The organism is Flavihumibacter solisilvae (assembly GCF_000814475.1).
GTDB classification, from domain to species: domain Bacteria; phylum Bacteroidota; class Bacteroidia; order Chitinophagales; family Chitinophagaceae; genus Flavihumibacter; species Flavihumibacter solisilvae.
In genome coordinates this window covers 39,470-65,232 of sequence record NZ_JSVC01000017.1, presented here as the reverse complement: position 1 = coordinate 65,232, position 25,763 = coordinate 39,470, and the positions used below count along the sequence as shown (strand labels likewise).

The following is a 25,763-nucleotide window of genomic DNA, read 5'->3' as shown; positions in this document are numbered from 1 at the left end:
TTACAAATTTCTGATAATCAAATATTTTAGCTGATCACCCACATAAAAAAAGCCGTCCACTATGGACGGCTTTTCTATGAAAAATAATTCGATTAGTGAACTTTATCGACGTTGTTGAACTTCTCTTCGTAAGCCTTGAGTTTTTCTTTGTTGCCTTTGTTATCGTAGATAGTGATCAGCAGATCATAGGCATCTTTCAGATATCCTTTGTCTTCCATTTTCAATTTACCCTGGCCACCCAGCAACGCATCGACTTTTTCAAAATAAGGTATCGCAGCATCGAATTTCTGGGTGATCTGACCGCGAAGCTCTTCCTTTTTCTTAAGTTCTTCCGGTTTCAGTTTGCCACCAGATGGCGGACGGATAGCCTTATTCTGGTTATTAAGATCCACGCCCTGGTTGTACTGGATTTGTCCAAGAACCAGGTAAGCTGCGGCATAATCCGGCTTTTGTTCGATCACTTTTTTCAGGTTTTCATCAGCTTTTGTGATTAGCTCCGCAGAATTTGCCGGGCGCTGGGCAACTTCGGGTTTGTAACCTTCCTGGTACAGCTCCACTGCATAATTGTAGCGAATGGCAGTATTGCTCGGGTCACCGGCCAGAACAGCTTCATATTTTTTAAATAGTTCAGCTTTGTCACCTTTGTCCCTTGCCATATCAAGGTCATAAGCGGCCCAGAAAGCATCTGTTGGATAAACTGATTTACCGAGCTCTAAGTATTTTGCTGCGGTTGCAGGATCTTTTTTCTGGTTATAATAATAATCAACCAGCCATTTGTAGATTTCCACCATGCCTTCACCAGCTACTTTAGCATCCGCCAGTTTTGCATAGTAAACCGCTGCATCATCGCGCTTGCCTGATTTCTCAGCGCTGATACCGGCATATAGAATTACCGTGGTGTCCATGGCAACATTGCTCCATTTTTGCTGGGCCATGTATTCACTTACGGCAAGACAGTTTTTAAAATTAGTGAATGCGGGTTCAAAACGGTTTGCATTATAGTCATCTGCCCCAGCCTTAAAATAACCCTGGTAAACATCCATGATTGGTTTATAGTTGTCCAGTTTTAGTGAAACCAACTGGCCTTTATCATCCAGCGTTACATATTGCTTCAGGGATTCAAAGGCGGTCCACCTTGCGTCTGGTGTTGAAGACGCGACTGTGGCATCCTGTGAGATTTCATTATATACTTTGGCCTTTGTATACCAGCCTTCGGCATTTTTGGCGTTCTTTTCATTTGCCAGGAACTGGTCGATCTGGGTCTTAGCTTCTGAATACTTTTTCGCCTTTAAGTTAGCCTGTATCTTATCCAGGTTCTGGGCAGATGCGGCCACAACAGCTGAAGCAAACATCATGGTTAGTAGGAGCTTTTTCATCAGTCTTTATTTATTAGTAAGATTAGAATTACTCAGCGGAAGGTTGCATTTGTTCATCACCGTTATCCAAATTTTCTGAGCCGGGTTCAATGTTGCCGGCAGCTTCGGTTTCTTCAGAAACGGATGATGTTTCAAGTTCGTCCAGCTTTGTGATGGCTGCAATTTCATCTCCGCCCTGGAGGGAAATCAGTTTGACACCCTGCGTTGCGCGACCAGCTTCACGGATATCAGCGATGCCTGTCCGGATTGTAAGGCCGCTCTTACAGGTAATCATCAGGTCTTCGGATTCCTTAACATCCAGAATTCCCACCAAAGGTCCGGTCTTATCCGTTACACTGATGGTCTTAACCCCTTTCCCACCGCGGTTGGTAATACGGTATTCGTCAATCGGCGTTCGTTTTCCGAATCCTTTCTCACTCACCACCAACACCGTTTTTTCCGTATCGTCCTTCTTGACACATATCATGCCAATCACCTCATCATTCTTTTCGTCAACTTCTATGCCACCAACCCCGATAGCACCCCGACCTGTCGGCCGCACCTTATCTTCCGGGAACCTTATGGCCCTTCCGCTTTTCACCGCCATCATGATCTCGCAACTGCCATCCGTCATCCGGGCATCCAGCAGCTGGTCACCTTCAATGATGGTAATAGCATTAACACCTGTCTGACGGGGCCGGCTGAAATCTTCCAGGAGAGTCTTCTTGATCACTCCCTGTTTGGTACATAACAAAATGTAGTGCTGTTGTACAAACTCTTTATCGTCCAGGTTTGACACGTCAATGATCGCCCTAACCTTGTCATCAGGCGGTAATTGCATAAGATTCTGGATTGCCCTGCCCTTGCTGTTTTTTTCGCCTTCCGGAATCTCATACACTTTCAGCCAGTAACACCGTCCTTTTTCTGTGAAGAAAAGCATGGTGTGGTGGGTGGACGCTACAAATATATGTTCAATATAATCTTCATCGCGGGTCTTACCTCCCAAAGCTCCACGGCCGCCACGGCGTTGCTGGCGAAATTCAGTTGCCGATGTGCGTTTGATATATCCAAGGTGCGAGATAGTGATCACTACATCTTCTTCCGGAATGAAATCAAGGATGTTCATTTCATCCGCCAGGTAAGTAATCTCAGATTTGCGTGGGGTAGCAAATTTGTCTTTAACCTCCGCCAGTTCTGTTTTGATCACATCATAACGCATACCCTCATTTGCAAGCAACTCCTGCAGGTGTGCGATTAGTTTCATAAGCTGGTCGAATTCTTCACGAATCTTTTCCCTTTCCATGCCCGTAAGGCGCTGTAACCTCATTTCAAGAATCGCCTTGGCCTGAACATCGTCCAATCCCCAGCCTGCACCCACCAGGTTTTCACGGGCGATATCAGGTGTGGGAGAACGACGGATCATAGCAATTACTTCATCGAGATGATCCAGAGCAATCAGGTATCCCTGGAGGATATGCGCACGTTTCTGAGCCTCCTTTAATTCATATTGCGTACGGCGAACCACCACTTCATGACGGAATTCAACGAACTCATGAATGAGATCCCTCACGTTAAGTGTACGCGGACGACCTTTTACCAGGGCCACGTTATTGATACCGAAAGATGTCTGCAGCTCAGTGAATTTGTACAGTTGGTTAATTACAACATTGGCAACTGCATCTCTTTTAAGGTCTATAACGATCCTGGTACCTTCTTTCTGGTTTGACTCGTTATTTACGTGAGCGATCCCTTCAATGGTCTTGCTGATCACCAGTTGGCCGATCTTATCACACAACGCGTCACGGTTCACCTGGTATGGAACTTCAGTAATGATGATCTGCTCGCGACCGCTGGGTTTGGTGTCAACATGCATCTTGCCACGCAATACCACACGACCTCTTCCGGTTGTCATGCCCTGGCGCACACCATCCATTCCCCAGATCATTCCGCCTGTGGGAAAATCAGGTGCTTTTACATACTTGATCAGTTCTTCCGCCGTGATTTCACGGTTATCAATATACGCGATACAGCCATCGATCACTTCTCCCAGGTTGTGGGGAAGCATATTTGTAGCCATACCTACAGCGATACCGGTAGATCCATTTACCAGTAATTGGGGAATACGGGTGGGCAGCACTGTAGGCTCTTCCAGTGAATCATCGAAGTTCAGCTGGAAGTCAACAGTTTCCTTATCGATATCTTCCAACATCGCCTCAGCAAATTTCTCGAGGCGAACTTCGGTGTACCTCATTGCCGCAGGACCATCGCCGTCCTGGCTTCCGAAGTTTCCCTGGCCATCAATCATAGTGTGGCGCATACTCCATTCCTGGGCCATACGCACCATCGTATCATATACTGATGCATCACCGTGAGGATGGTACTTACCAAGTACTTCCCCGACGATACGGGCAGATTTTTTGTATGGTTTGTTTGACGTGATGCCGAGATCATTCATAGCAAACAATACCCGGCGGTGAACCGGCTTCAATCCATCCCTAACATCCGGCAGGGCCCGACCTACAATCACCGACATGGAATAGTCGATGTAGGCGGTCTTCATCTGCTCTTCAATATTGATCAGGATAATTCGGTTGGAGTCGTTCGTTTCCAGTGGCGTCAGATTTTCTTCCATGCGTAAAATATTAACCGATTCTACGGTCTTGTTTTAATCAGAAATTGGCCTTTTTTGAAGGTGGGCAAATCTACCGTTTTTAGGTGTCAAAACCTTATCCAAACGGCCAAATTTGGTCCTTTTTTTCCACGCGTTATCCAATGCCTTTTTGTACTTTTATAGCCCCGACCAGACACAACCCCTGCCCAACTTTATTTAACAGTTAATAGACGGACAATGCAACAGTACAAATTGTTGCGAGATAATAAGGAGACCGGCCCTTACGGCTGGCAGGAACTCGTGGAACTGGGACTGAAAGCCCATGACCTGGTATGGGCGGACGGCAAAAGCGCATCCTGGAAGTATCCTGCAGAAATCGAGGAATTCAGAAATTACGCGCCTGCCGTTACTGACGACTTGTACGTGCAGTTCCATACACCTCCTTCTCAAGCATCTGCAGAAAAAAAGCCCCGTTCTGTACAGAATATTCCCCAAACGAGATATGTAACGGTTATTCTTCCTGCAAGGACCGCAATTGCTGAAGTCCGGCAAAACGCGCCGTCCCTGCACTCGGTTCTGATGGAAAACGGCACAGACAGTTACCTGCCGGAAAGCCAATATTATACCGGCGCTTCTTCCTATACCTTTTCCCAGTTGCATAAGAAGAGTTACCTGGCTTCCCTTACCGCAGCATTTTTGATCCTTATTTCTGGCGGAGTCTTTTTCGGCACTTATAAAAAAGCATTTCTGGCAGAGAGAACCGATCCTGTCAATGTCAAAGTCCAGGTTCCCGGGATTGAACCAGCCCCTGCACCGGCGGAGTCTTCTGTGGACGAGCCGGCAATAATCCAGCTTATCAGTAAAAATGATGCGGCACCTGTTGTCGCACGCCCCCGGAAATCCATTGACCCTGTTCCATCTCTCCCACCTAATCCGTCACTTCGTTTTGCATCCTTGCGAAGGTATATTGACGTCAAAGCTACTGGATTCAGTGTCGGCTTCTTTGGAGGCATTACGGGGCTGTCACTTAGGGTGTCCAATAATGGTAGTGAACAATTACAGAATGTTGTTATAGCCGTGGATTTCCTGAAACGGAACCGGCAATTGCACCATTCCGAATACATTACCATACCTGTGCTCAATGCAAACAGTACAATAACCCTTAGCATTCCCGAAACCAACAGAGGTACGGCATTTCAAACAAGAATAACGGGCATTAATGGCATATTAAGTAAGTGACAATTGTCCAATGGCGGGCTGCTTTGGCATGATGCTTGGATAACTTACACCTTCAAATATGCTTAACCGTTAGCATAGAAACCGGAAATATGACCAAATCAACCTGGGTACTTCTTTGTACCATAGCCGCTGTTACAACTTTGGAGGCATCGAAAAAAAGAACTGTATGCAGCATCAAAGGGGAAATTCACCCTGCAAAAGCCATCCGTCAGGTATGGCTGATCAGGAATGGTGATACTATTCCTGCTTCCTTAACCGGAACCCGGTTGAATGTGGAAGTGAAGCCGGGTGTATATGGAGTCTGGATCGATGCCATTGCTCCTTACCAGGACCATTTGACAGCAGATATCGACCTCTTTGATAACAACTCGATGGAACTGGGCAATATTGAATTACTGCAATAAATATCCATTCAACTTTAAACGATTTTCTATGTCAATTGTGAAAGTCATCGAGGTAATTGCCTCATCTGAAAAGGGACTGGAAGATGCAATCCAGAATGCGGTTACAGAGGTCTCCAAGACTGTACGCAATCTCGACTCCATATTTGTCAAGGATATCAAATGTCATGTCAAGGACGGCAAGATCCAGAGTTATGGTGTCATTTGCAAAGTGTCATTCAGAGTGGAGTAACATCCAGGTCTTTCACCGAAAGAATGGCATAATTGATATCCCGTAGCACAAGCTTATACTTTGCGGGGGACAAATACAACCAGTAATACCCGTCAGAACCTGTAACATATGTCTGATCAGCCGGTACAAGAAGTGGAAGTGACCTGGTTTCCATTTCATTTGCATAGTAAGCCTGCACAAAATATAACATCTTTTCAGTTGGACGGACAGCCGTAGCCAGACGTTTGCCGTTTGCAGACAACCAGGTGGGCCGGTTGTATTTCAATTCCTGGGCAGGATGGATCACCTGTATATCATACATATCATTTTCGAGCAGACTGACAGGTAAATTATTGCGAAAGGCGATCACGGGTTCTTTAAATTTCCGCGATGACTGCAACTCGCTATAAAAGACGCGCCCATATTCAAATGTACTGCCAGGAGAGAGTTCGGTTTGATCGATGGTAAAAGGGTCAATACCGGTTTGCTGCCTGAATGCTGCAGCCAGGGGTACGAAATCTTCATTGAGCTTGTTTTCACTGACCTGCACCCCTCCTGCCAACACTACAATTCGTGCTCCGGAGTCTTTTTTGATTATAGTTGCGAGCTGATTTGCTCTAATGATGTCTCTCCCCAATGTGGTATGCTTGTGAGCCGCCGTATCTTCATATGGAATAACCTGGAAACCCAGTGCAAGAGCATTCCTGATTAACTCGCCTGCATTGGGTTCGGCAGCCAGAAAGCCGGCCCGCATATCCATTTCAGTTATAGAACGGACGCCCCGGTTTTGCAGCATTTCCATCGCAAGGTAGCGAAACCCCGCCTCATACAATGGTCGCAATAAGGTCATCAGAAAAATCCGGTGCATCGGTTGGCGAGCCGATTCGTTAAACATAATTACCTGTTCCCCCGCGGCTCTATTGAGGATATAGTTGGCTGCCGGCCGAAACATTACCGATTTCATAGTGTCAACATAATGATGAGCGTCGTCATAACCTTCCTTTGGCATCGAGTCATATCGGAGCCGGCCAATGCCGGGTGCCGAGGTGTAATCTCCGGCAAATGCAAGATCACGGCATAAAGCAGAGTATTGTTCCGGCTTCATCATTTGAACCTGTTCCCCTGTATTTTTCACCCACCTGTAAACGGGTATCAGGTAATGAAGTCCTTTAGCATCATAAATACCCTGTCCAGCGGGCAGGCTGTCACCTTTTATTGCTACATGTTGCTTCAGCTGGATCAAAGAGGAAGGCAACTGGGCGGAAGATGAATAACTAAACAAGAGTATTAAAAGGGAAGGCGGGATCTTCATGTTGCAAATAGAAGGGATTATTTTGTCTGGTCCTGTTAGTGAAAAACTAAATGTCGTTCTTGTTCAGCATCTCAGCAAGTCTTGCCATCCCTTCAGTCGCAGGTCCTTCAATGGCATGTAAATTCGACATTGATCCCGCATAGGGAATCTTCTTATCCACGATATACCTGGGGATGTCATGAGGCGCATAATCGACCAGGCCGGCTGCCGGATAAACAAGCAAGGATGTTCCTACGACTAGGAAAATATCTGCACTTCTAACTATTGGCACTGCCTGGCTGATTCGTGGGACAGGTTCCTCAAACCACACCACATCAGGTCTCCAGGCATGACCATCAGGGGCCAAGGCGCCATAAATCATATCTGACCGGATCTCCTGCACAAGCGCCGGGTCCTGGTCACTTCTCATTTTGAGTATTTCTCCATGCAAGTGAAGCACACTGTATGAACCGGCCCTTTCATGCAGATCATCGATATTCTGGGTAATAATGTGAACGTCAAATTTGTCCTGGAATGATGCAAGGATCTGGTGGGCTTTGTTAGGTTCTGCCGCGAGCACATTTTTACGTCGCATGTTGTAGAAGTCAAGCACCAATGCCGGATCGCGTTTCCACGCGCGTGGAGTAGCTACTTCTTCAATATCATATCCTTCCCAGAGGCCATCACTGTCGCGGAATGTTTTCAATCCGCTTTCCGCACTGATGCCCGCTCCTGTCAATACAACAAGCTTCTTCTTATTCATATTTAAATGTACGAAGCTGTTATTTGCCGGGCACCATGCAGCACAGGCTATTTTTCGCCTGCCAGTTGCATGATAATCTTCCATTCATCATCTGTGACCGGCTGAACGCTGAGTCTGCCAAGTCTTATCAACGCCATATTTTCCAGTCTTTTGTCTGACTTTACTTCAGTAAGGCTAACGGATTTGGCCAAACGTTTTACAGGTTTAAGGTCAACGACAACCCATGCATCTTCTGTCGTTGTAGGATCCTGGTATGCTTCTTTCGCTACCTGTGCAATGCCTACGATTTCAAGACCTTCGTTACTATGATAATAAAGGACTTTGTCGCCCTTCTTCATTGAGCGCAGGTTGTTGCGGGCGGCATAATTTCTTACTCCGTCCCACATAGTCTTCTTGTCTTTTTCAAACTGCTCCCAGCTGTATTTGAAAGGTTCCGATTTAACAAGCCAATATGCCATAATGATATGGAGTTGATTTAGCAGTTTAGAAATAACTACCACCCTGTCGCCAGCACGTCAGCAATATGCATGGTTTTAATCGGCAGGTTGTTTTGACGGATGTACCCTTCGAGATGCATCAGGCAAGACAGGTCAGTTGAAACAATATGAGTGGCACCGGTCTGAAGCGCATTACTTACTTTCTGATCAGCCATACCGACAGAAATAGGTGCATATTTAACTGCGAAAGTACCTCCAAAACCGCAACAGGTCTCCACGTCATTCATTTCCACAATTTCAAGTCCTGCTACATTAGCCAGCAATTTTCTGGGTTCCTCCTTGATCCTGCATTCACGTAGCGCTGCACAGGAATCGTGATAAGTTGCTTTAACCTGAAGTCGGGCGCCCAGCTTTTCCACTTTCAACACGTTCACCAGGAACTCCGAAAATTCATATGTCCGCATCCGCAGATCCTTCACATCGTTGTGCAGGGATGAATTGTCAAATATTTTCGGATAGTAGTTCCTGATAAAACCTGCACAGGAAGCACTAGGTGCAACCACCAGGTCGTCGATTCCTTTGGTCTCGCGGACAAACTTCTCGCACACCGTTTTGCTTTCCTCCCAGAACCCGGCATTGTACGCGGGTTGACCGCAACAGGTTTGTTCAGGGTTGTAGGAAACGGTACAGCCAGCTTTTTCCAGGACTTTAATCATGTTAAAGGCGGTCTGTGGAAAGAGCTGGTCCACAAAACAGGGTATGAAAAGCTGTACGTTCAATGGTTATTTTTTAAAACTTCGCTGAAGTGCGATCATCTTAATTGCGGTTATGGCTGCTTCTTCACCCTTATGACCATGTTTCCCTCCTATCCTTTCTTTTGCCTGTTCATCGTTATTGACGGTGAGAACTCCAAAGATCACAGGGATCGGCAGGGTGAGGTTAAGCTGGGAAATGCCATGAGTTACTGCCTGACACACATATTCGAAATGCGGCGTATCACCCCTGATCACACAACCGAGTGCAATAAATGCATGCGGCCGGTCGTCAAGGTATTTTTTTGTTTCCCAATAGCTTTTGACCGCGAACGGAATCTCAACCGCCCCGGGAACTGTAAGGGTTGTAATGCGATCCAGCCCGTTTGCAGAAAATACGCGGAGGCAACCTGCTTCCAGTTCATCAATTATCTCAGCGTTCCATTCTGTTTTGACCATAACAATACAGGCATCCTTCGGAAGAATGCCTGTATCGAGTTGTAATAAGTTAATATTACCTGTATTCGCCATACAAAAGAATATTTATTCTGTTTCACCCAACCTGGCGAGGTACTTATCAATTTCAAATCCTCTTTCTGTGCGGGGGTATTTTTGTTTAATCTGCCTGAATGCGTCGATCGCTTCCTTGTTCTTACCGAGGCTCTCATAAAGATAGCCCGCACGGAACAGGTATTCGGCAGAATTGAATTCGTCTTTTTCAAAAGCTTGTGCAGCTTCAAGATACAATTTTGCTGCTTCCTCTTTTTTGCCCTGTTCTGCATAGGTATCCGCTAAAAGACCTTTTGCCCTGGCATTCACCTGAACCGCGTCAGTTGAGAAGTCTTTCAGATACTTTTCTGCATTTTTGAAATCACCAAGGCGAAGGTAACTGGCCCCGGCATAAAAACGCGAAAGGTTAGCCGCGGGAGTACCACTGTACTTGTCCATGATCTTCAGGAAACCAGGATTGGTTCCGTCGCCATTCAAAGCAACCTGCAGCGAATCCATTCGGAAATAACTCTCTGCACGAAAAATGGCCTCATTGGCTTTTTCCAGTTTGGGCCCTGAAACGAAATGTTTGTATCCTGCTATACCGGCGCTTGCCACTACAATTATGGCAAGACCGATAAGTATGTTTTTGCTGTTCTTTTGCCAGAAGCCGGTCACTCTGTCTACTGCTTCATTTGATTCTACCGGTTCTGCTTGGGTATTCTTGATATCAGCCATGATAATTTTGTACGATTTGATTAATCAACGATAAAGGGGTAATTCTGGTCAATATAAATATCTTTGAGCACTTCGCTATCATCAGGCCATGGACTTTCCTCAGCGAATTTCACAGACTCTTCAACTTCCGCTTCCACACGCTTATTGATTGCATCTATCTCTTCCTGGGTAGCAAATTTATTAGTCAGGATAGTCTGGAGAACCAGTTCGATCGGGTCACGCTGCTTATACTCTTCCACTTCTTCTTTTGTCCGATATTTCTGCGGGTCAGAAATAGAGTGGCCTTTATAACGGTAAGTTTTGATTTCAATCAGGGTCGGACCATCACCTTCGCGGGCACGTTTTACCGCGCGGGCAACGCTTTCATGTACAGCTTCCGCACTCATACCATCGATGGAATCTGCAGGCATTTCGTAAGCGTCGGCCAGTTTATAAATATCTACAACATTGGAAGTCCGCTCAACGGAAGTTCCCATGGCGTAATTGTTGTTTTCACAAATGAAGATAACCGGCAGTTTCCAGAGCATTGCCAGGTTAAAAGTTTCGTGAAGCATACCCTGCCGGGCAGCGCCATCACCGAAATATGTGAGGCAAACAGCATCAGTACCTTTATATTTTTCAGCAAAGGCAATACCTGCCCCGGTACCAATCTGAGCGCCTACAATTCCATGTCCACCGAAAAAGCGCTCTTTTACTCCGAAGAAGTGCATGCTTCCACCCTTACCCTTTGCACAACCTGTAGCTTTACCATACAGTTCAGCCATACAGGACTTCGCACTAATTCCTTTTGCAAGTGCCAGACCGTGGTCGCGGTAAGCAGTGATAAAAGCGTCTTCGGGTTTGGTGGCGGTCATACAACCCGCAGCAATAGCTTCCTGCCCAACATAGGCATGGAAAAAACCGCGGATCTTGCCTTCCATTTTGTATTTCTCTTCTGCTTTAAGTTCAAACTGACGGATCAAAAGCATCAGTTCGTACCAGTACAGGTAGGTCTCCTTTGAAAATTTTGTTGCCACGTGATTAGTTTTGAGCCGGGCAAAGATAAGGGAAAAGGCATAATGTGAAAATGTGGAAATATATTGCAGCCAATTTGTTATCTCTCCAAAACATATCAGTTTTTCAGTATAAGAATTATCTCGGGCAATCCTGGACTTTCCCGGAAAGGGTTACCGGAATTACAGGCCGGAACGGTACCGGAAAGACCAACCTCCTCGACGCCATTTATTTCCTGTGTTTCACCAAAAGTTATTTCCAGAAATCCGATGCCCAACTCGTTTATGGCGGAGCCCAGGGCATGAGGATTTCAGGCCGCTTTGTACGGCAGGAAGAAACCTACGATGTCAGTGCGGTAATAAGGGAAAATGGAAAAAAGGAGTTCCGGGTAAACGAAATGCCCTGCGAGAAAATGGCCGACCATATAGGTCAGTTTCCTGCTGTTATGGTAGCCCCCGATGATGTCCAGATCATCACCGGCGGAAGCGAAGAAAGACGCCGTTTTATGGATGCCCTGTTTTCACAGGTCGACCACGACTACCTGGTACACCTGATGACATATAACCGCCTGCTGCAGCAGCGTAACAGCCTGTTAAAGCAGATGGCTGAACAACGCTCCAGGCAATTTGAGCTGCTCAGCATCATTGACGAGCAGATGAACTCTCCGGCCAGTTATGTATTTGAAAAACGTACACTTTACCTCCGGCAACTCCTGGAAGAAATAACGACCCGTTACATCAAAATTGCCGGGGAACAGTATGATCTCCGGATGCAATACGAAAGCCCTATGCAGCAAGGCGACTGGCAATCATTACTTCGCCGTAACCGCGACCGGGACATCGCCTCACAGCGCACTACCTCCGGTATTCACCGCGATGATATCAGTATATCCCTGGAAGACAAGATGTTCCGGCAAACCGCTTCGCAGGGACAGCGGAAAAGCATGCTCTTTGCATTCCGGCTGGCGGAATTTTCGTTGCTGAAGGAAAAAAAAGGTTTCGCACCCATTCTTTTGCTGGATGATGTTTTCGAAAAACTCGACCAGCAACGGATGCAAAACCTGTTGTATGAAGTGTGTGTGTTAAACGATGGCCAGGTTCTGGTTACTGACACCCATCCTGACCGTATTGGTGAAAGCTTTTCAGCATTAGGACTCCCCTATCAGTCAATAGAGACGAGCCGCTGATAAAAACATAGGGTGGGTACGAATTAAAATAAATACGGACACGATTTTCTGGGTATAGCTCCTATAGGGCGGGTACGCATTTGTCTATCTGTCAACGGATTAAACAGTCGAACAAAGGATTGGATATAAAAACGGGACCAGTTCGTCGGATTAAATCCTCACTAAAACCTAATAACGCCTTTTGAAGTTGCAAATATCGGCAAAGGTTGCAACAACAACCAGCATGAAGCCGCTTTTCTTAAGAATTATAGCCATTGCAGTCACTTCGCTCTCCGAATCAGGCAATTGTTATCAGCTCCAGGTTTATCTTTGTCCTATGGGAGAATACTCACTAGGAGATGCAATCAAGCAATTTCTGAAAAAAAGCAGGCTTAAAGGTTCTGTACAGGCACTGCAGATCCAGGATGTCTGGGAAGATATAATGGGAAAAACCATTGCCCGCTATACTGACAGCATCAAGATATATGGCGATAAGTTATATGTCACCACCTCGGTAGCGCCGCTTAAACAGGAGCTTCTTTTCCAGAAAGAAAAGATTATCGAGCGGGTTAACCAGGCTTTGGGCGAAAAGGTGATCAAAGAAGTAATTGTTCAATAGGTATTTCGCTGATTTTACCACTTTCAACCTTCCAACTCCCAATCCCCTTAGGTTTTCTAGTTTATAGAGTCTTCCTTAATCGAGGGTACAGGTAAATTTTACAGTTTATAAAATGGTCGGCCGCAACTGGCTGCGAGAGTTGGGATAACAGTATTTTGTTATCTTTATTACCACCCACCTTTTATTCTTATGACAGAGGATCGGATCAAACTTGCAATTGAGCGGAGCATCCAGGCGATCTCTTTGAAACCGTCACTGGCTCTCGGCACCGGCATTTCCCGCACAAGAGTAGTAAATGGTCTTCATTGCGAAACTGAAGAAGGTGAGTGGAAATTCAAAGCAGATATGCCATCATCAGTCGGCGGCACAGGGTCTGGTCCCACTCCTGGCATCTACGGTCGTGCCGCCCTCGGCAGTTGCCTGGCAATCGGGTACATGATGATGGCCGCACAAAAAGGTATCCAGGTTTCGCGTCTTGAAGTGGAGATCCAGGCAGACTATGACGACGGTGCCTTACTTGGCACGTCAGACGAAGCTCCGGGCTACCTGGAAGTTCGTTATAATGTGCTGATTGAAAGTGACGCTGACGAGGTTTTGATCATGGATCTGCTGGATGAAGCAGATAAGCGCAGTCCCTACCTTGATGTATTCAGCCGCGCCCAGAAATGCCGTCGCGAAGTTCAGCTAGTCACCCCAAAACTACAGTCCTGATGGACCCTGCACTCCAACGCAGGGTACAGCGATACGGCTGGGATAAAGCTGCAGCGTACTATGAGAATTTCTGGCAGCAACAATTAAAGCCGGCACAGGAAAAATTACTGGAGCTTGCAGACCTTCAACCCGGAAACCTGGTAATTGATATTGCTTGTGGCACAGGGCTGGTTAGTTTTCCTGCCGCGGAAAGGGTTGGCCCGGATGGACAAGTATTGGCAACCGATATTTCTGATGCAATGGTGACGATCGGTAACGAAACCGCAGCTGCAAAACAGTACCTGAATGTGCGGTTCGACAGGATGGATGCTGAAGCCCTTGAAGTTCCCGACCATAGTTTTGACGTGTCATTGTGCGCATTGGGTCTGATGTATGTGCCGGACCCGTTAAAGGCACTAACGGAAATGTTCAGGGTTACCAGGGTCGGTGGACGATCAGTTGCAGCCGTCTGGGGTCGGAGGAATCATTGCGGTTGGGCGGATATTTTTGAGATTGTTGATCGCCGGGTGAGTTCCGAAGTCTGCCCCCTCTTTTTCCAACTTGGAAACGAAGGCATGCTTAAGCGCCATTTCGAAATGGCTGGATTTTTTGAAGTAAAGGAATCCCGAATCAATACATCCCTGGTTTACGCTACCCCCGAAGAAGCCTATGGTGCAGCATTTGCTGGTGGACCCGTCGCACTTGCTTACAACCGGTTCAGTGAACAAGTGAAACTTGAAGTTCACCAGGAATACCTGGACTCCATCAGCCAGTTTAAGTCTGGAAATGGGTATGTTGTAAGTGGCGAGTTTGTTATCGCAACCGGTCTTCGCCGGTAAAACAATTACTTCTTCTTTTTGTCGGCCCTGGCTTCGTTTTCCTTCATACGGAATTTTACAATTCTTGTGATCAGGGTAAGCGGTAATGGTTTGTCGATAGGAAACTGGACAGTTCCTTTTCCGCCTTTATACAAGGAAAGCTGCTCTTTAAACTCAACATTTTCCCTTGGTGCAGGATATACGCTGACATGATTTTTATATCCCGCAAAATAAATAAGGTAATAGCCTTTATAATGGAATGCAGGTATGCCGTAGCTGATCACTTCTTCGGCATCCGGCGCTGCTTTCCTTATAGCGGCCCGGATTTGGCTCAGGAGCTTTTGAACATCATCCGGATAACCTGCAATATACTGGTCGGTACTTTCTGGTTTTGTTCTTTCCATAATGAATCACTTTTGATGATCAGCACGTTTTTTTTACGCCAAGGCAACCCAGAGCTAACGAAAGCCGTATTTCTTTTATACGGGCAATAATAATATTATTTTAAACACCAAGTTGCGCGACAGATTATTTCAGAACCTTTCCGCCAATTCAATACAGCTGCTGGTTAATCAACTATGCGGACTGGTCATCTTTTACCTCTTATCCACCAATCTTAACAAGCCAGATTTTGGCCGGCTGAATCTTGTACTGGCGATTCTGCTACTGGTGTTCAACCTGCTTTCATTCGGAATTGACCAGGTGGTGGTAAGAAAGGTAGCTTTGGGTTATGATGTGAACCGTCTGTCATCGCTGTATTTTTTTCATGTTATACTGTCGGGAGTGATATTCTACCTGTTACTCCTGATATTATTCGCAGTTGATCACCGGAGCTCCGGTATTTCCCCACTTTTGATATTTATTGGTGCAGGGAAGTTGATGATCTATTTCTCTACGCCTTTTAAACAGATCGCAAGTGGCCTTGAACGGTTTAAACTGGTGGCAATTATGCTCGTGGTTTCCAATGTGGTCAGAAGTGCTGCCCTCGCAACACTCGCACTTTTTCACCAGGTCACGCTTAAAGAATGTATCTTGATCTTCATACTGGGTGATCTTATTGAGTTATTGTGGTGCTACTTCCTATTCAAACGGAGATTAGCTATCCCTGTTTCCTTCCGGTGTGCAAAGTCCGGCTATCTTCAATTACTCCGGGAAGCATTGCCCCAGACGGGCGTAGTAATTATAACATCCGCCATTGCACGATTCGACTGGATATTCATCGGGTTAATGGTTTCGTCGGTTAAACTTGCGGAATATAGCTTCGCCTACAAAGTGTTTGAACTATCAACCTTACCGCTTCTTGCTATTGCTCCTCTCCTGCTTCCATGGTTTACCCGTCTGTCAGGGAACGGTGAATTTGACGCGGGAAAATTCAAGTCACTCCTGCGGATTGAACTTACTATTGCTGTACTGACGGTGCTGGTTATGAATTTCCTTTGGGTGCCTGTAGTTGATGCCGTTACTGATGGCAAATATGGAGCTGTAAACAGGCATACCATTTTTTTTCTGTCACTTTGTATTCCTTTCCTTTACCTGAATAATTTCCTCTGGACAATTTATTTCTCCCGAAATCAGGCGAAGATGATCCTGACCGGATTCATTATAACCTTTGCCGTGAACGCCCTTTCAAACATTATCCTTGTTCCGATTCTTCAAAACGAAGGAGCTGCTATAGCATTCCTGGCGGCAAACATTACACAGACTATCTATTACCTCCGGCAGCAACAGGAAAGATTCATATTCTCCTCCTTTTTCAGCAGGTAATCACCGTCATTTTTACATTATACAGGCAACCCGCGATGTGTTTTCAACGTATTGTTTTACAGATCCCTTTACCAGTTAATAATATCTGCAAAACATGGCAATCGGTACCTGTCTTAATCCAAAAAAATGGAATGGGTTTGTAGACTGGAAGTTGCTGATACTACTCATATTGTTCTTAAATGTGAAGCTCGTCGTCAAGATCCCGGCTTTACTGCTCATTTATATTCTTCAACCAGACTTCAGGTTTGGTTTCAATTGGAAAAATCCGAGGTTGCCGCTTTTTTACCTGTTCATCATCGTTATAGCCTGCACTGCCTTATTAATCAACAGGGATTTCCTGGATAAAAATTATCCTGTTGTATTCATAACAGGGATCATTTTCTGGCTGCTTTGCCTGCTGGCTACACACCAGGTAAAGCTTTCAGTTGACCGCCAGGCTACGGTCAAAATTCACCAGACCGTGGTTCTCTTCTTCATTATAAACGCAGTTGTATCAGCGATAAATCTCCTGCTTATCATCTGGGAGATCAGGGACATCAATCCCTACCTGTACCAGGGCCAGAACCAGAAATATTTTATCGGCACCGGAGATTATATAAAAGGGTTAACATTTGATACGTCCACGACCAATGCAATTCTGAACGCCATGGGCATCCTCTATTTCCTTGGAAGGAAGAACTATACGATGCTCCTTTTATGCATTACTACTTTCCTGCTTACAGGGAGCAACTTTATGAACATCGTCATGGTATTCCTGATGCTTTTGCTTTTTTTACTCAGGAGCACACGCGAGCAGAAAAGCTTCATAATTATCTACTGTATGATGCTGATCGTTTTTGTATCGAAAATCTCCCCCCAGAATCTTGAGTATGTTGGAAAGATCTTTAAAAAGTCTTTCCATACGGAATCACATAATGAAATGCGTCAGGAATCGAAAGTGGTACCTGTTGCCATGAAACCGGATACATTGGTCCAGGAAGAAAAGATAGCGAAAGAATACCTCGATAGCCTTAACCTTAATCGTTATGCGATGGGTATAAAGGACAAATCTGAAGAATCGCAAACGCAACAGCTGACTCTCCCGAAAGCTGACATCCATTCGGCGTCGTACCAATCAATAAAGGATCCTCTGCCACAAGAACACCCTATTGTCCGCTTCATCCATAACAACAGATCAGCCTTACCCTATTCTTCCGGAGCCACAGAAATGCCCGATCTGCCGGGCAAAGCGATGGGACTGAAACAAACAGCAGAGTTCCTTTCAAGACATCCGGTAAAGTCTCTGGCTGGTGATGGTATCGGCAATTTTTCATCCAAACTCGCATTCCGAACCACCGGGCTGGGTATAGCCGGTGGCTTTCCTCATAGTAACCTGTATATAAACGATGATTTCCTGTCAAATCACCTGGATCTGTACATCGACTTTTTCAGCCGGCAGTCCGGGTACCATTCCCTGACCAACACACCATTTTCAGTTTATGACCAAATGTTATCAGAATATGGTTTGCTGGGCCTTCTTATGTTGCTGGTATTTTATTTCGGCTATTTCCTCAGGCACTACAGGACTTTAACTTATGGCTTACCACTGATCTTCCTGGTCATGATAGTATTCTTCATTGACTATTGGTTTGAGCAGTTATCAGTGCTGGTACTATTTGAATTACTACTGTATCTCGATATAAAGGAGTCGATGGTTCACAAAAACCTGCCGTAACATGACTAACCCTAAAATTACCGTTTTAATGCCTGCGTTTAATGCAGGAAAATATATACGCGAAGCTATTAATTCCGTATTGGAACAGTCATTCACTGATTTTGAATTGCTCATTGTAAATGATGGTTCTACAGATCATACTTTATCCGTGATTGATTCATTCAGGGACGAACGGATCCGGGTAATCAACCAGCAAAATGCGGGAGTGGCTGCTGCCCTGAACAATGGGCTACAGCACTCAAATGCACCACTGATCGCCCGATTTGATGCAGATGACATTTGTTACCACGACCGCCTTCGGATACAATACGATTTTATCACATCTCACTCCTATTACAGCATCGTCGGATCAGCGGTTGATTATGTTGATGTTGAAGGAAACTATGTATTTACATTTTACCCGTCAGGAAAGAACAATGAGGAGCTGATCCGGCCTGATTTCCAAAACTGCCCGTTTATTCATTCCAGCGTTATATACAGGAGAGACGTCGTATTGAACGTTGGGGGATACAATGAACATGCATACACCTTTGAAGACCACCTGCTCTGGAAGAACCTGCTTAGAAAAGAGAATGCCTGCAACCTCGGACAGGCGCTGATACAAGTAAGGTTGAATCCCGAATCAATAACTATTGATGAAAAATGGAGAACTCGCCGTTTTAGAAGCATAAAACAGGATGCGTTGAGAAAGGGGGATATCACGAGCACAGAGGGAAAACGACTCCGGAAAATTGGTGAACGGCAGGGAGGAAAAAAAATCAAGGAAGGCGCCTACTATGCACTGCTTGGAAAGAAGTACCTATGGAATAACTACCAGCCTGTAATGGCGAGGAAAAACCTGCGGAAAGTTATTTGGTTAGCCCCATTTCATATCAAGTACTATATACTATTACTGTTCTCATTCCTCCCGGAAAAAGCCCTGAGCCTGTTTTACCACTCTGTCAAAACCAACCTGGATAACTATGAAACGCCTGGTGTATCATGGTCGGCCGATGTAAAAAAGATTAAGTTATGGAAACTGAAAGGATAAAAATATTTGTTGATGCGCATGTCTTCGATAAAGAGTTCCAGGGTGCACAGACCTTCCTGAGGGAATTGTACACTCAACTGATGGCCCGGCATCCGGAGCTCGATATCTATTTCGGGGCAAGAAACACTGATAACATCAAAGCCATCTTTCCTTCACTAGCCGTGAGCAATATACTCCGGTATAGTAAAAGAAGCAGCGGTATATTCCGCTACCTCTTTGATATTCCTGCATTGATCAGGAAGCATAAATTTCAATTTGCACATTTTCAGTATATAGTTCCGCGAGCAATCAGTGGCTGCAGGTATATTGTGACCTTACACGATGTATTGTTCAATGATTTCAGGGAAGATTTCGGATTTATTTTCCGGATAAGCCGGAATTATCTTTTTGGAAGAAGCCTGCGACAGGCAGATATTAAAACTACCGTCTCGGCATATTCGAAACAGCAGATCTGCTGGCATTACGGTGTTCCTCCCGCCGAAGTACACGTGATACATAATGGTGCAATGGATGTATCGTCAGGACTCGAAAACACAAAAAATGATGCGAAGGAATTTGTAAGAAGGAAGTTTGGCTTTAGCGATTTCATTTTATGCATCAGCAGGCTTGAGCCACGGAAGAATCATGCGTTGCTACTCAGTAAGTACCTGGAGCTTGATCTCGATAAACGTAACATTTCACTTGTCTTTGTTGGAAAAGAGTCTGCGCATGTGCCTGCATTGGATAAGCTGATTCGCCGTCTGGATGATAACCAGCGAAAACACTTCCACTGGTTACCGCAAGCAAGCCAGTCAGACCTGAAAGCTCTTTACCAGGCTTGCAGGCTGTTTGTGTATCCATCGAAAGCTGAAGGATTTGGTATTCCTCCACTGGAAGCAGCAACCTGTTATGCCCCGGTGCTATGTTCGTCAGCCACAGCGATGCGGGATTTCAGTTTTTTCGCCCCCTACACTTTTGACCCTTCAAACGAAACTGAATTTGAACAAAAACTATCCCAGATGCTCGACACACCTCCTTCCGATCAGTTTACCGGGGAAGTGGCAAAATATGTATATAAGTATTATAACTGGCAAAACAGCAGTGATCTGTTCTACGATTTACTACAGGCAAATAACTGAACTATGAAACTTAAAGTTGCAATAATAGGAACGCGCGGAATTCCTAACTACTATGGCGGATTTGAACATATCGCTGAATATGTATCAGCCGGACTGGTAAATAAAGGATATAGCGTTACTGTTTATAACTCCCACAACCATCCATACCAGGCTGATGATTGGCATGGCGTGAAAATTGTTCACTGCTTTGATCCTGAATACCTGGTAGGTTCCTCCGGCCAGTTTGTATATGACCTGTGTTGCCTTTTGGATGCGAGGAAGCGTGACTTTGACGTAATCCTGCTTATGGGTTATACAAGCAGTTCCGTCTGGGGCAGATTGTATCCCAAAAAAAGCGTGACGATTAACAACATGGATGGACTGGAATGGAAACGCGCCAAATATTCCATGCCAGTTCAGAGGTTTCTCAGGTATGCAGAAAAACTTGCCGTGAAATACAGCCAGTACTTTATTTCAGATTCGCTGGTTATCAGGTCATACCTGAAAGACAAATACAATGTAGACAGCAGGTATATCCCCTATGGAGCCGACTTGTTTTCCGATGTGGAAAGAAAGTCGGCTACCAACGCGGTACCCGACAAAGATTACTTTCTCCTGATGGCGAGAATGGAACCGGAAAACAATATAGAAGTTATTTTGGATGGATTTAATAACAGCACTAGCGACAAGAAATTCAAAGTACTGGGCAGCACTGATAGCAGGTTTGGCAAATTCATTACACATAAATTCAGGAATGACGAAAGGATTCAATTTGAAGGCGCAAACTTCGATAACTCGGTTGTCCGTGCCCTTCAGAATAACTCATACCTGTATTTTCACGGGCATAGTGTAGGCGGTACCAACCCGTCTCTGCTGGAAGCAATGGCCAGTGAAGCACTGATTGCTGCCCACAACAACCCTTTCAACAAATCCGTGCTGAATAGTGATGCCTTCTACTTTGACGATTCTTCTGATGTGCGTAGGCTAGTGGAAACAGTGCGTCGTGAAGATAATGAACGCAAGATGATACAGAATAATCTTCACAAGATCCAATTCCTGTTCAATTGGGAAAAAGTAATAAACGAGTATGAAAATTTCATCCTTGAATGCTATAACAACCAGCGTAATGAAGTCATTGCTAATCATAGAAGATAACGTGGCGAATAAAATAAGTTATTACCATGTATTGTTGCTGTTACTCAGTCTGCCATTTGACATGTTTTATAGTCATGTTATATTCATAAGCCTGATTATACATACCCTCATCCACCTGAAAAAAAGTAACTCCAGGCCCGTATTTTCTATTAGCAACCTATTCTTATCCTCAGTATTCTTTCTCACACTGCTCGGAACCCTGTATTCATTAAACAGACCCGAAGCATTCAAGGAAGTTGGTATGCAGGTCTCGATCCTGCTTGCACCTTTGACCTTTTGCCTGAACCCGCTTGACCTGAAAAAATACCGAAACCATTTCTTCCTGGCATTTTCTCTCGCCTGCGTCCTGGTAATAACTTATCTCTACCTGTACGCTATTGTAGTAATCATCTATTACCACCTCAGCCCTTACACCCTATTCACGCCCTCTTTCATCAATCATAACTTTTCCCAACCAATTGGTATGCATGCTACTTACCTGGCAATGCAGATCGCTGCGGGACTGGTCTTCCTTCTCGGTCTCGTAATTAAGGAAAAGAAGCCCCGGCTTCGCTTTTTCTATCTGATTTGCTGTGTTATTCTGACTGCCGGTATTATCCAGTTGGGATCCAGGGCCGTGTTTATCGCCCTGTTCCTGATCATAAACCTGGGAGTACCGTTCTTTTTACTCAGTTATAGCAGGCGCATCAGGTTTGCACTCTTTATCATCCCACTTTCATTGCTGGTAATTGGCGTCATTTACGGGTTCAACAATTTCAAACACCGATATGTCACTGAACTGGAAAAAGACCTAAGCAAGGAATCCTCTACAGAGGTAACTGACACGAGGCTGGCACGATGGAACCTTGCTTTGAAAATTGCTGCAAATTCACCTGTTATAGGCTATGGTTCAGGCTCTGAGATCACAGTATTAAAAGAAGGCTATTTCCGAAGTAAATACTTTCATTCCTATATGTCAGACTTAAATGCACACAACCAGTTTATAAGCATGTTTCTAAAGTTCGGCATTACAGGATTGCTTATATTTCTTGCTACACTGTATTATGGTTTCAAAGTGTCATTAAAAGAGAAAGATCTCCTGTTGTTTGCCTTTCTTTTTATTATAGCAACAGTCTGCTTCTCCGAAAACATAATTGACAGGGATAAGGGTATTTATTTCTATAGCATCTTTTTTTCATTGCTTATCTATTCAGACCTCAAATTTAAAATCACCAATCCTGCCTCATGATACGCTTAAAGGAAAATATCCTGGCGACCCTCGCCTATTTCGATATGTTTGAATACCCGCTGACATCCAACGAGGTCTTTTCCTTCCTTGAAAACAGATATGATTCTACTGAATTTACAGAAGAACTTGACCAGCTCTGTACAAGCAGGCTGATTTTCAGGATTGGCGATTATTATTCACTCAGAGCCAATACAGAGGTAGCATCGACCAGGAAGGAAGGAAATAGAAAAGCAATTGAAATGCTGAAGATTGCAAAGCGGGTAGGTAAATTGCTGATATTATTTCCATATGTGCGTGGTGTGGGTATTTCTGGATCACTCTCCAAAAACTTCGCCGATGCCAACTCCGACATTGACCTGTTCATTATCACAAAAAAAGACAGGATCTGGATTGCGCGCACTCTTATGCATTGCTTTAAGAAGCTGACGTTCCTTGTTAACAGGCAACATTATTACTGCATGAATTACTATGTTGACGAACATCAGCTTGAAATTGTGGAAAAGAACATTTATACTGCAATTGAGGTAGCCACACTGATCCCATTGCAGGGACGCGACGCATTCGAAGAATTCTATGCTGCAAATTCATGGGCTAAAGCCTATCTTCCAAATAAGTTCATTGGTCTTTCCGCAACTAAAAAACTTCGTGGGCATGTATTTAAAAAACTCATGGAATGGCTGCTCAATAATGCTTTTGGTAACTGGCTGGAAGCATCACTGATGCGCATAACTGCGAAGCGGTGGAACCGGAAGACCATTCAGAAAAAGCGGAATGTAAAAGGGAACATCATGAGTATGGCTGCCAGCAAACATGTTGCAAAGCCTGATCCAATGAATTTCCAGGTCAGGTTCATAAAAGCCTATCAGGAAAAGGTCTTTTCCTTAATTGAGCAGTCCAGGCATGACAAAGGGACTACCCTCCCTTCTTTACAAATGAAATGATGTAGTAATCCCCGACAAACTTCCATGGCCACAAATACCTGAGCCTGTTTTCCGCCTGTTTGAGGAAGCCGAACAGTTGGGGGTAATGGTCAGCGAATCCCAGTATATAGGAAGGAGGAACTAGGGTACACAACCCTTCAGTGGATAAATGGACGAAGTTTTCTTTCAGGCAGGTCCGGACATATGAAGGGTTATAATACCAGCACCTGAAATGTATTCCTTCCACATGGGCTTCTCTCCCCCGGGTACTGAAAAATCTGCGGAATGCTGTTCTGAACTTTCCTTTGAATACCAGTAGGCTTTCCCACAAACAGAAACGGGGAAGTAAAACAAGGGTCACTTTCCCACCGGGCTTCAGGAGCCCGGAGAATGAACCAAGCACTTTGTCCAGGTCGGACGTACAATTCAGACCCGCAAAGTTTGAAAAGATATGATCATATGGTCCTTCGTTGTTTAACTGCTGTAATTGACCGAATGAACAGGTTTCACTGGTAACGGTTTCATTCAGGTTTAACGCGTCGACCTTCTGCTGAAGGCGGCGTAACATACCCGGGGCTATATCTGTCGCATGTACCTTACAACCAAGTTGCCCCAGGAAGATCGCATCTTCGCCAGTTCCACAATTAAGTTCCAGTACGGTACTACCGGGTTGCAGGTATTGTAACAGGTGATTATGTACTCTTTGCCTTTTGTATGCGATGATTTTATCCCTTCCATAAATCTGATCAAAAACTTCCGACTGGTTGTCGAATGCTGCGGCTGCAAGTTGCTCGTATGTATTTGTTTCTGCTTTCATTCAAATGGCCTTTTCCAGCCGGTTCAGTTTAATTTTTTGCATGTAAGTGAGAGGTGCATAATACAGGAATGAGCATGCCGATTTCAATTTGACGGCAGAAGCACGCAGCGGATTCCTTAGCAGGTTGCGAATGCTGTTCTTAGCCAGGTGGGTATGGTAATTCTGGTGAACATAAGTATGCAGCTGTTTATAATAGGCCGGCGGATATGTATTTGTGAACATCAGCGCCATTTCATCTGAGTCAGTCCAGTTAGCCTTTAACTTTAATTCCTCCCTTACCCTTTCATAAAATCCGGTTCCCGGCAGTGGATAAGAAACAGAAATCCCGATTTCAGCAGGAAGAAGTTCGTTGATCAGGTCGATGGTCAACCAGATGTCCTCTTTTGTTTCACCCGGATACCCGAATTGTATGAAGAACGAAGGCTTTATCCCATATTTCTTCATGAGTGGGGTTGCCGTCCGGATCTGATCGATTGTAATTCCTTTATCCATCGCATCAAGCACTTTCTGTGAACCACTTTCAGCTCCGATCCAGACGTTATCACAACCTGCAGAAGCTAGTGCTCTTACCATTTCCTCGTCAATCATCAGATCTGCACGTGCCTGGATTTTAAATGGGATACGCAATTGTTCTTCCCGTAACAGTATCGAGAATTCCTTAACCCATCCGGGCTTGAGTCCGAAGATATCATCGCAGAACCATATGTGCTCAACCCCATACATCTCCCGGAGCATTTTCATTTCCCATACCACATGTTGCGGACTCCGCGAGTTGTACCGGTTACCATAAATTGGTTTCGCACACCAGTTGCATTTATATGGACAGCCACGTGTAGTATTCATATTCAGGGAGAAATAGCCACTGCTCTTTATCCAGGTCTCACGGTATCTTTCCATTTGGACGAGGTCCCACGCCGGAAGCGGTAATCTATCCAGTTCACGTAAAACCGGGCGCTTTGGCGTTGTCGTTACTCGGCCATTGAACCTGTGTGCAATCCCATTAATCGTACCGGGTTCCGCATTGAAACCGGCAAGTTCATTAACCAGTTCCAATAACGTCAGCTCCCCTTCCCCCAAAATAATAAAATCAGCCCCTTCTGCAAGGTATTCGGCATAGTGGTCAGTAGAATCGGAGCTGCATACAATTACTGTGCAGTTATTGAGCCGTGCCAGTTTGATCATCCGGAAAGCCAGCTCACGCATGTTGGTGAGACACATTTTTGTCAGGTAATTAAACCCATCGTCGTAAATCACAAAGAAGTCGGGTTGATAATCCCTTACCTGGTGAACCAGATCTTCCGTATCCCGGGCGAACATAACGTCATACAAGGAAACTCCATACCCATTTTGCCTCATCAGAGCTGCAGCATATAGTGTACCGAGAGGCGGGTACGGATGGCCGATCGCCATTTGTTTGGGATCAAACCACAATGAGTATGAATGAGTAAATAATATTTTCTTCATGG

26 protein-coding genes are annotated in these 25,763 nt (G+C 45.1%); 14 read left to right on the top strand and 12 right to left on the bottom strand.

The features are described from left to right. Nucleotides 1-92: 92 nt before the first annotated feature. Both OI18_RS15550 and gyrA read right to left on the bottom strand, forming a co-directional pair. Complete coding sequence (locus OI18_RS15550) at nt 93-1,376, bottom strand: tetratricopeptide repeat protein (RefSeq protein WP_039141424.1); 1,284 nt, start codon at nt 1,374-1,376, stop codon at nt 93-95. A 28-nt stretch (nt 1,377-1,404) separates the two neighbouring features. Further along, the gene (gyrA, locus tag OI18_RS15545) at nt 1,405-3,987 is read right to left on the bottom strand and encodes a DNA gyrase subunit A (protein WP_052273275.1); all 2,583 of its coding nucleotides are present in this window, start codon (nt 3,985-3,987) and stop codon (nt 1,405-1,407) included. A gap of 216 nt (nt 3,988-4,203) precedes the next feature. On the opposite strand from gyrA, the gene OI18_RS15540 reads away from it, so the two are divergent. The 3 genes from OI18_RS15540 to OI18_RS15530 all read left to right on the top strand — a co-directional run bounded on the left by OI18_RS15540 (nt 4,204) and on the right by OI18_RS15530 (nt 5,838). Then, on the top strand, nt 4,204-5,205 hold the full coding sequence (locus OI18_RS15540; protein ID WP_039141422.1) for a hypothetical protein: 1,002 nt from the start codon (nt 4,204-4,206) through the stop codon (nt 5,203-5,205). 89 nt (nt 5,206-5,294) lie between these two features. Continuing rightward, a complete protein-coding gene (locus OI18_RS15535) occupies nt 5,295-5,609 on the top strand; it encodes a hypothetical protein (RefSeq protein ID WP_152616847.1) in 315 nt (104 codons plus the stop codon). 28 nt (nt 5,610-5,637) lie between these two features. Next, entirely contained in the window at nt 5,638-5,838 is a 201-nt protein-coding gene (locus OI18_RS15530; RefSeq protein ID WP_039141420.1) for a dodecin family protein, read from the top strand. Here OI18_RS15530 and OI18_RS15525 read toward each other — a convergent pair. The 7 genes from OI18_RS15525 to pdhA are packed head-to-tail and all read right to left on the bottom strand — an operon-like array spanning nt 5,825 to nt 11,303. Next, on the bottom strand, nt 5,825-7,129 hold the full coding sequence (locus OI18_RS15525) for a hypothetical protein (protein WP_039141419.1): 1,305 nt from the start codon (nt 7,127-7,129) through the stop codon (nt 5,825-5,827). The genes OI18_RS15530 and OI18_RS15525 overlap by 14 nt on opposite strands. A 46-nt stretch (nt 7,130-7,175) precedes the next feature. Next, the gene (locus tag OI18_RS15520; protein WP_039141418.1) at nt 7,176-7,871 is read right to left on the bottom strand and encodes an SIR2 family NAD-dependent protein deacylase; all 696 of its coding nucleotides are present in this window, start codon (nt 7,869-7,871) and stop codon (nt 7,176-7,178) included. A gap of 47 nt (nt 7,872-7,918) precedes the next feature. Beyond that, complete coding sequence (locus OI18_RS15515; protein WP_039141416.1) at nt 7,919-8,329, bottom strand: EVE domain-containing protein; 411 nt, start codon at nt 8,327-8,329, stop codon at nt 7,919-7,921. Nucleotides 8,330-8,364: 35 nt separating this feature from the next. Further along, entirely contained in the window at nt 8,365-9,087 is a 723-nt protein-coding gene (locus OI18_RS15510) for a (Fe-S)-binding protein (protein WP_039141414.1), read from the bottom strand. Nucleotides 9,088-9,090: 3 nt separating this feature from the next. Then, entirely contained in the window at nt 9,091-9,591 is a 501-nt protein-coding gene (gene ribH, locus OI18_RS15505; RefSeq protein WP_039141412.1) for a 6,7-dimethyl-8-ribityllumazine synthase, read from the bottom strand. A gap of 12 nt (nt 9,592-9,603) precedes the next feature. Continuing rightward, the gene (locus tag OI18_RS15500) at nt 9,604-10,287 is read right to left on the bottom strand and encodes a YfgM family protein (RefSeq protein ID WP_039141410.1); all 684 of its coding nucleotides are present in this window, start codon (nt 10,285-10,287) and stop codon (nt 9,604-9,606) included. A gap of 20 nt (nt 10,288-10,307) precedes the next feature. Next, on the bottom strand, nt 10,308-11,303 hold the full coding sequence (gene pdhA / locus OI18_RS15495; protein WP_039141408.1) for a pyruvate dehydrogenase (acetyl-transferring) E1 component subunit alpha: 996 nt from the start codon (nt 11,301-11,303) through the stop codon (nt 10,308-10,310). Between the two features lie 50 nt (nt 11,304-11,353). On the opposite strand from pdhA, the gene recF reads away from it, so the two are divergent. The 4 genes from recF (at nt 11,354) to OI18_RS15475 (ending at nt 14,593) form a co-directional block, all read left to right on the top strand. Then, entirely contained in the window at nt 11,354-12,466 is a 1,113-nt protein-coding gene (gene recF, locus OI18_RS15490; RefSeq protein WP_039141472.1) for a DNA replication/repair protein RecF, read from the top strand. Nucleotides 12,467-12,647: 181 nt separating this feature from the next. After that, nucleotides 12,648-13,064 carry a DciA family protein gene (locus tag OI18_RS15485; RefSeq protein WP_240312782.1) on the top strand — a complete coding sequence of 139 codons (417 nt, stop codon included), beginning with the start codon at nt 12,648-12,650 and terminating at the stop codon, nt 13,062-13,064. 189 nt (nt 13,065-13,253) lie between these two features. Continuing rightward, a complete protein-coding gene (locus OI18_RS15480) occupies nt 13,254-13,775 on the top strand; it encodes an OsmC family protein (RefSeq protein ID WP_039141404.1) in 522 nt (173 codons plus the stop codon). Beyond that, complete coding sequence (locus OI18_RS15475; RefSeq protein WP_039141403.1) at nt 13,775-14,593, top strand: class I SAM-dependent methyltransferase; 819 nt, start codon at nt 13,775-13,777, stop codon at nt 14,591-14,593. The genes OI18_RS15480 and OI18_RS15475 overlap by 1 nt, the downstream gene beginning before the upstream one ends. A 5-nt stretch (nt 14,594-14,598) precedes the next feature. Here OI18_RS15475 and OI18_RS15470 read toward each other — a convergent pair whose 3' ends face one another. After that, nucleotides 14,599-14,976 carry an iron chaperone gene (locus OI18_RS15470; protein ID WP_039141401.1) on the bottom strand — a complete coding sequence of 126 codons (378 nt, stop codon included), beginning with the start codon at nt 14,974-14,976 and terminating at the stop codon, nt 14,599-14,601. 112 nt (nt 14,977-15,088) lie between these two features. Between OI18_RS15470 and OI18_RS15465 the strand changes: the two genes are divergently transcribed. From OI18_RS15465 to OI18_RS15435, 7 genes are all read left to right on the top strand, one after another. After that, nucleotides 15,089-16,336, top strand: coding sequence for a lipopolysaccharide biosynthesis protein (locus OI18_RS15465; protein ID WP_039141399.1), 1,248 nt, complete (start codon nt 15,089-15,091; stop codon nt 16,334-16,336). A gap of 94 nt (nt 16,337-16,430) precedes the next feature. Then, nucleotides 16,431-18,050 (top strand): hypothetical protein, encoded by a 1,620-nt coding sequence (locus tag OI18_RS15460; protein ID WP_039141397.1) that lies wholly within the window; start codon nt 16,431-16,433, stop codon nt 18,048-18,050. A 1-nt stretch (nt 18,051) separates the two neighbouring features. After that, entirely contained in the window at nt 18,052-19,080 is a 1,029-nt protein-coding gene (locus OI18_RS15455; RefSeq protein WP_082037998.1) for a glycosyltransferase family 2 protein, read from the top strand. Continuing rightward, nucleotides 19,062-20,198 (top strand): glycosyltransferase family 4 protein, encoded by a 1,137-nt coding sequence (locus OI18_RS15450; RefSeq protein WP_039141394.1) that lies wholly within the window; start codon nt 19,062-19,064, stop codon nt 20,196-20,198. The genes OI18_RS15455 and OI18_RS15450 overlap by 19 nt, the downstream gene beginning before the upstream one ends. A gap of 3 nt (nt 20,199-20,201) precedes the next feature. Then, complete coding sequence (locus tag OI18_RS15445; RefSeq protein ID WP_039141392.1) at nt 20,202-21,332, top strand: DUF1972 domain-containing protein; 1,131 nt, start codon at nt 20,202-20,204, stop codon at nt 21,330-21,332. Next, nucleotides 21,304-22,560: an O-antigen ligase family protein gene (locus tag OI18_RS15440; RefSeq protein WP_039141390.1), complete on the top strand. Its 1,257-nt coding sequence runs from the start codon at nt 21,304-21,306 to the stop codon at nt 22,558-22,560. Before OI18_RS15445 ends, OI18_RS15440 begins: the two co-directional genes overlap by 29 nt. Continuing rightward, entirely contained in the window at nt 22,557-23,501 is a 945-nt protein-coding gene (locus OI18_RS15435) for a nucleotidyltransferase domain-containing protein (RefSeq protein ID WP_039141389.1), read from the top strand. The genes OI18_RS15440 and OI18_RS15435 overlap by 4 nt, the downstream gene beginning before the upstream one ends. Here the strand turns inward: OI18_RS15435 and OI18_RS15430 are convergent. Both OI18_RS15430 and OI18_RS15425 read right to left on the bottom strand, forming a co-directional pair. Beyond that, nucleotides 23,473-24,297 carry a class I SAM-dependent methyltransferase gene (locus OI18_RS15430; protein WP_039141386.1) on the bottom strand — a complete coding sequence of 275 codons (825 nt, stop codon included), beginning with the start codon at nt 24,295-24,297 and terminating at the stop codon, nt 23,473-23,475. The two genes, OI18_RS15435 and OI18_RS15430, sit on opposite strands and share 29 nt — an antisense overlap. After that, nucleotides 24,298-25,761, bottom strand: coding sequence for a B12-binding domain-containing radical SAM protein (locus tag OI18_RS15425; RefSeq protein ID WP_039141384.1), 1,464 nt, complete (start codon nt 25,759-25,761; stop codon nt 24,298-24,300). Nucleotides 25,762-25,763: the final 2 nt, after the last annotated feature.

Bases quoted from the DNA above. Each gene is read 5' to 3' on its own strand.
- OI18_RS15530 (WP_039141420.1), top strand. From the start codon at position 5,638: ATGTCAATTGTGAAAGTCATCGAGGTAATTGCCTCATCTGAAAAGGGA.
- OI18_RS15500 (WP_039141410.1), bottom strand. From the start codon at position 10,287: ATGGCTGATATCAAGAATACCCAAGCAGAACCGGTAGAATCAAATGAA.
- OI18_RS15450 (WP_039141394.1), top strand. From the start codon at position 19,062: ATGGAAACTGAAAGGATAAAAATATTTGTTGATGCGCATGTCTTCGAT.
- OI18_RS15440 (WP_039141390.1), top strand. From the start codon at position 21,304: ATGAAGTCATTGCTAATCATAGAAGATAACGTGGCGAATAAAATAAGT.
- OI18_RS15480 (WP_039141404.1), top strand. From the start codon at position 13,254: ATGACAGAGGATCGGATCAAACTTGCAATTGAGCGGAGCATCCAGGCG.
- OI18_RS15435 (WP_039141389.1), top strand. From the start codon at position 22,557: ATGATACGCTTAAAGGAAAATATCCTGGCGACCCTCGCCTATTTCGAT.
- OI18_RS15535 (WP_152616847.1), top strand. From the start codon at position 5,295: ATGACCAAATCAACCTGGGTACTTCTTTGTACCATAGCCGCTGTTACA.
- OI18_RS15515 (WP_039141416.1), bottom strand. From the start codon at position 8,329: ATGGCATATTGGCTTGTTAAATCGGAACCTTTCAAATACAGCTGGGAG.
- OI18_RS15550 (WP_039141424.1), bottom strand. From the start codon at position 1,376: ATGAAAAAGCTCCTACTAACCATGATGTTTGCTTCAGCTGTTGTGGCC.
- OI18_RS15475 (WP_039141403.1), top strand. From the start codon at position 13,775: ATGGACCCTGCACTCCAACGCAGGGTACAGCGATACGGCTGGGATAAA.
- gyrA (WP_052273275.1), bottom strand. From the start codon at position 3,987: ATGGAAGAAAATCTGACGCCACTGGAAACGAACGACTCCAACCGAATT.
- OI18_RS15520 (WP_039141418.1), bottom strand. From the start codon at position 7,871: ATGAATAAGAAGAAGCTTGTTGTATTGACAGGAGCGGGCATCAGTGCG.
- recF (WP_039141472.1), top strand. From the start codon at position 11,354: ATGTGGAAATATATTGCAGCCAATTTGTTATCTCTCCAAAACATATCA.
- OI18_RS15540 (WP_039141422.1), top strand. From the start codon at position 4,204: ATGCAACAGTACAAATTGTTGCGAGATAATAAGGAGACCGGCCCTTAC.
- OI18_RS15430 (WP_039141386.1), bottom strand. From the start codon at position 24,297: ATGAAAGCAGAAACAAATACATACGAGCAACTTGCAGCCGCAGCATTC.
- ribH (WP_039141412.1), bottom strand. From the start codon at position 9,591: ATGGCGAATACAGGTAATATTAACTTATTACAACTCGATACAGGCATT.
- OI18_RS15425 (WP_039141384.1), bottom strand. From the start codon at position 25,761: ATGAAGAAAATATTATTTACTCATTCATACTCATTGTGGTTTGATCCC.
- OI18_RS15445 (WP_039141392.1), top strand. From the start codon at position 20,202: ATGAAACTTAAAGTTGCAATAATAGGAACGCGCGGAATTCCTAACTAC.
- OI18_RS15455 (WP_082037998.1), top strand. From the start codon at position 18,052: ATGACTAACCCTAAAATTACCGTTTTAATGCCTGCGTTTAATGCAGGA.
- OI18_RS15525 (WP_039141419.1), bottom strand. From the start codon at position 7,129: ATGAAGATCCCGCCTTCCCTTTTAATACTCTTGTTTAGTTATTCATCT.
- OI18_RS15460 (WP_039141397.1), top strand. From the start codon at position 16,431: ATGGCAATCGGTACCTGTCTTAATCCAAAAAAATGGAATGGGTTTGTA.
- OI18_RS15470 (WP_039141401.1), bottom strand. From the start codon at position 14,976: ATGGAAAGAACAAAACCAGAAAGTACCGACCAGTATATTGCAGGTTAT.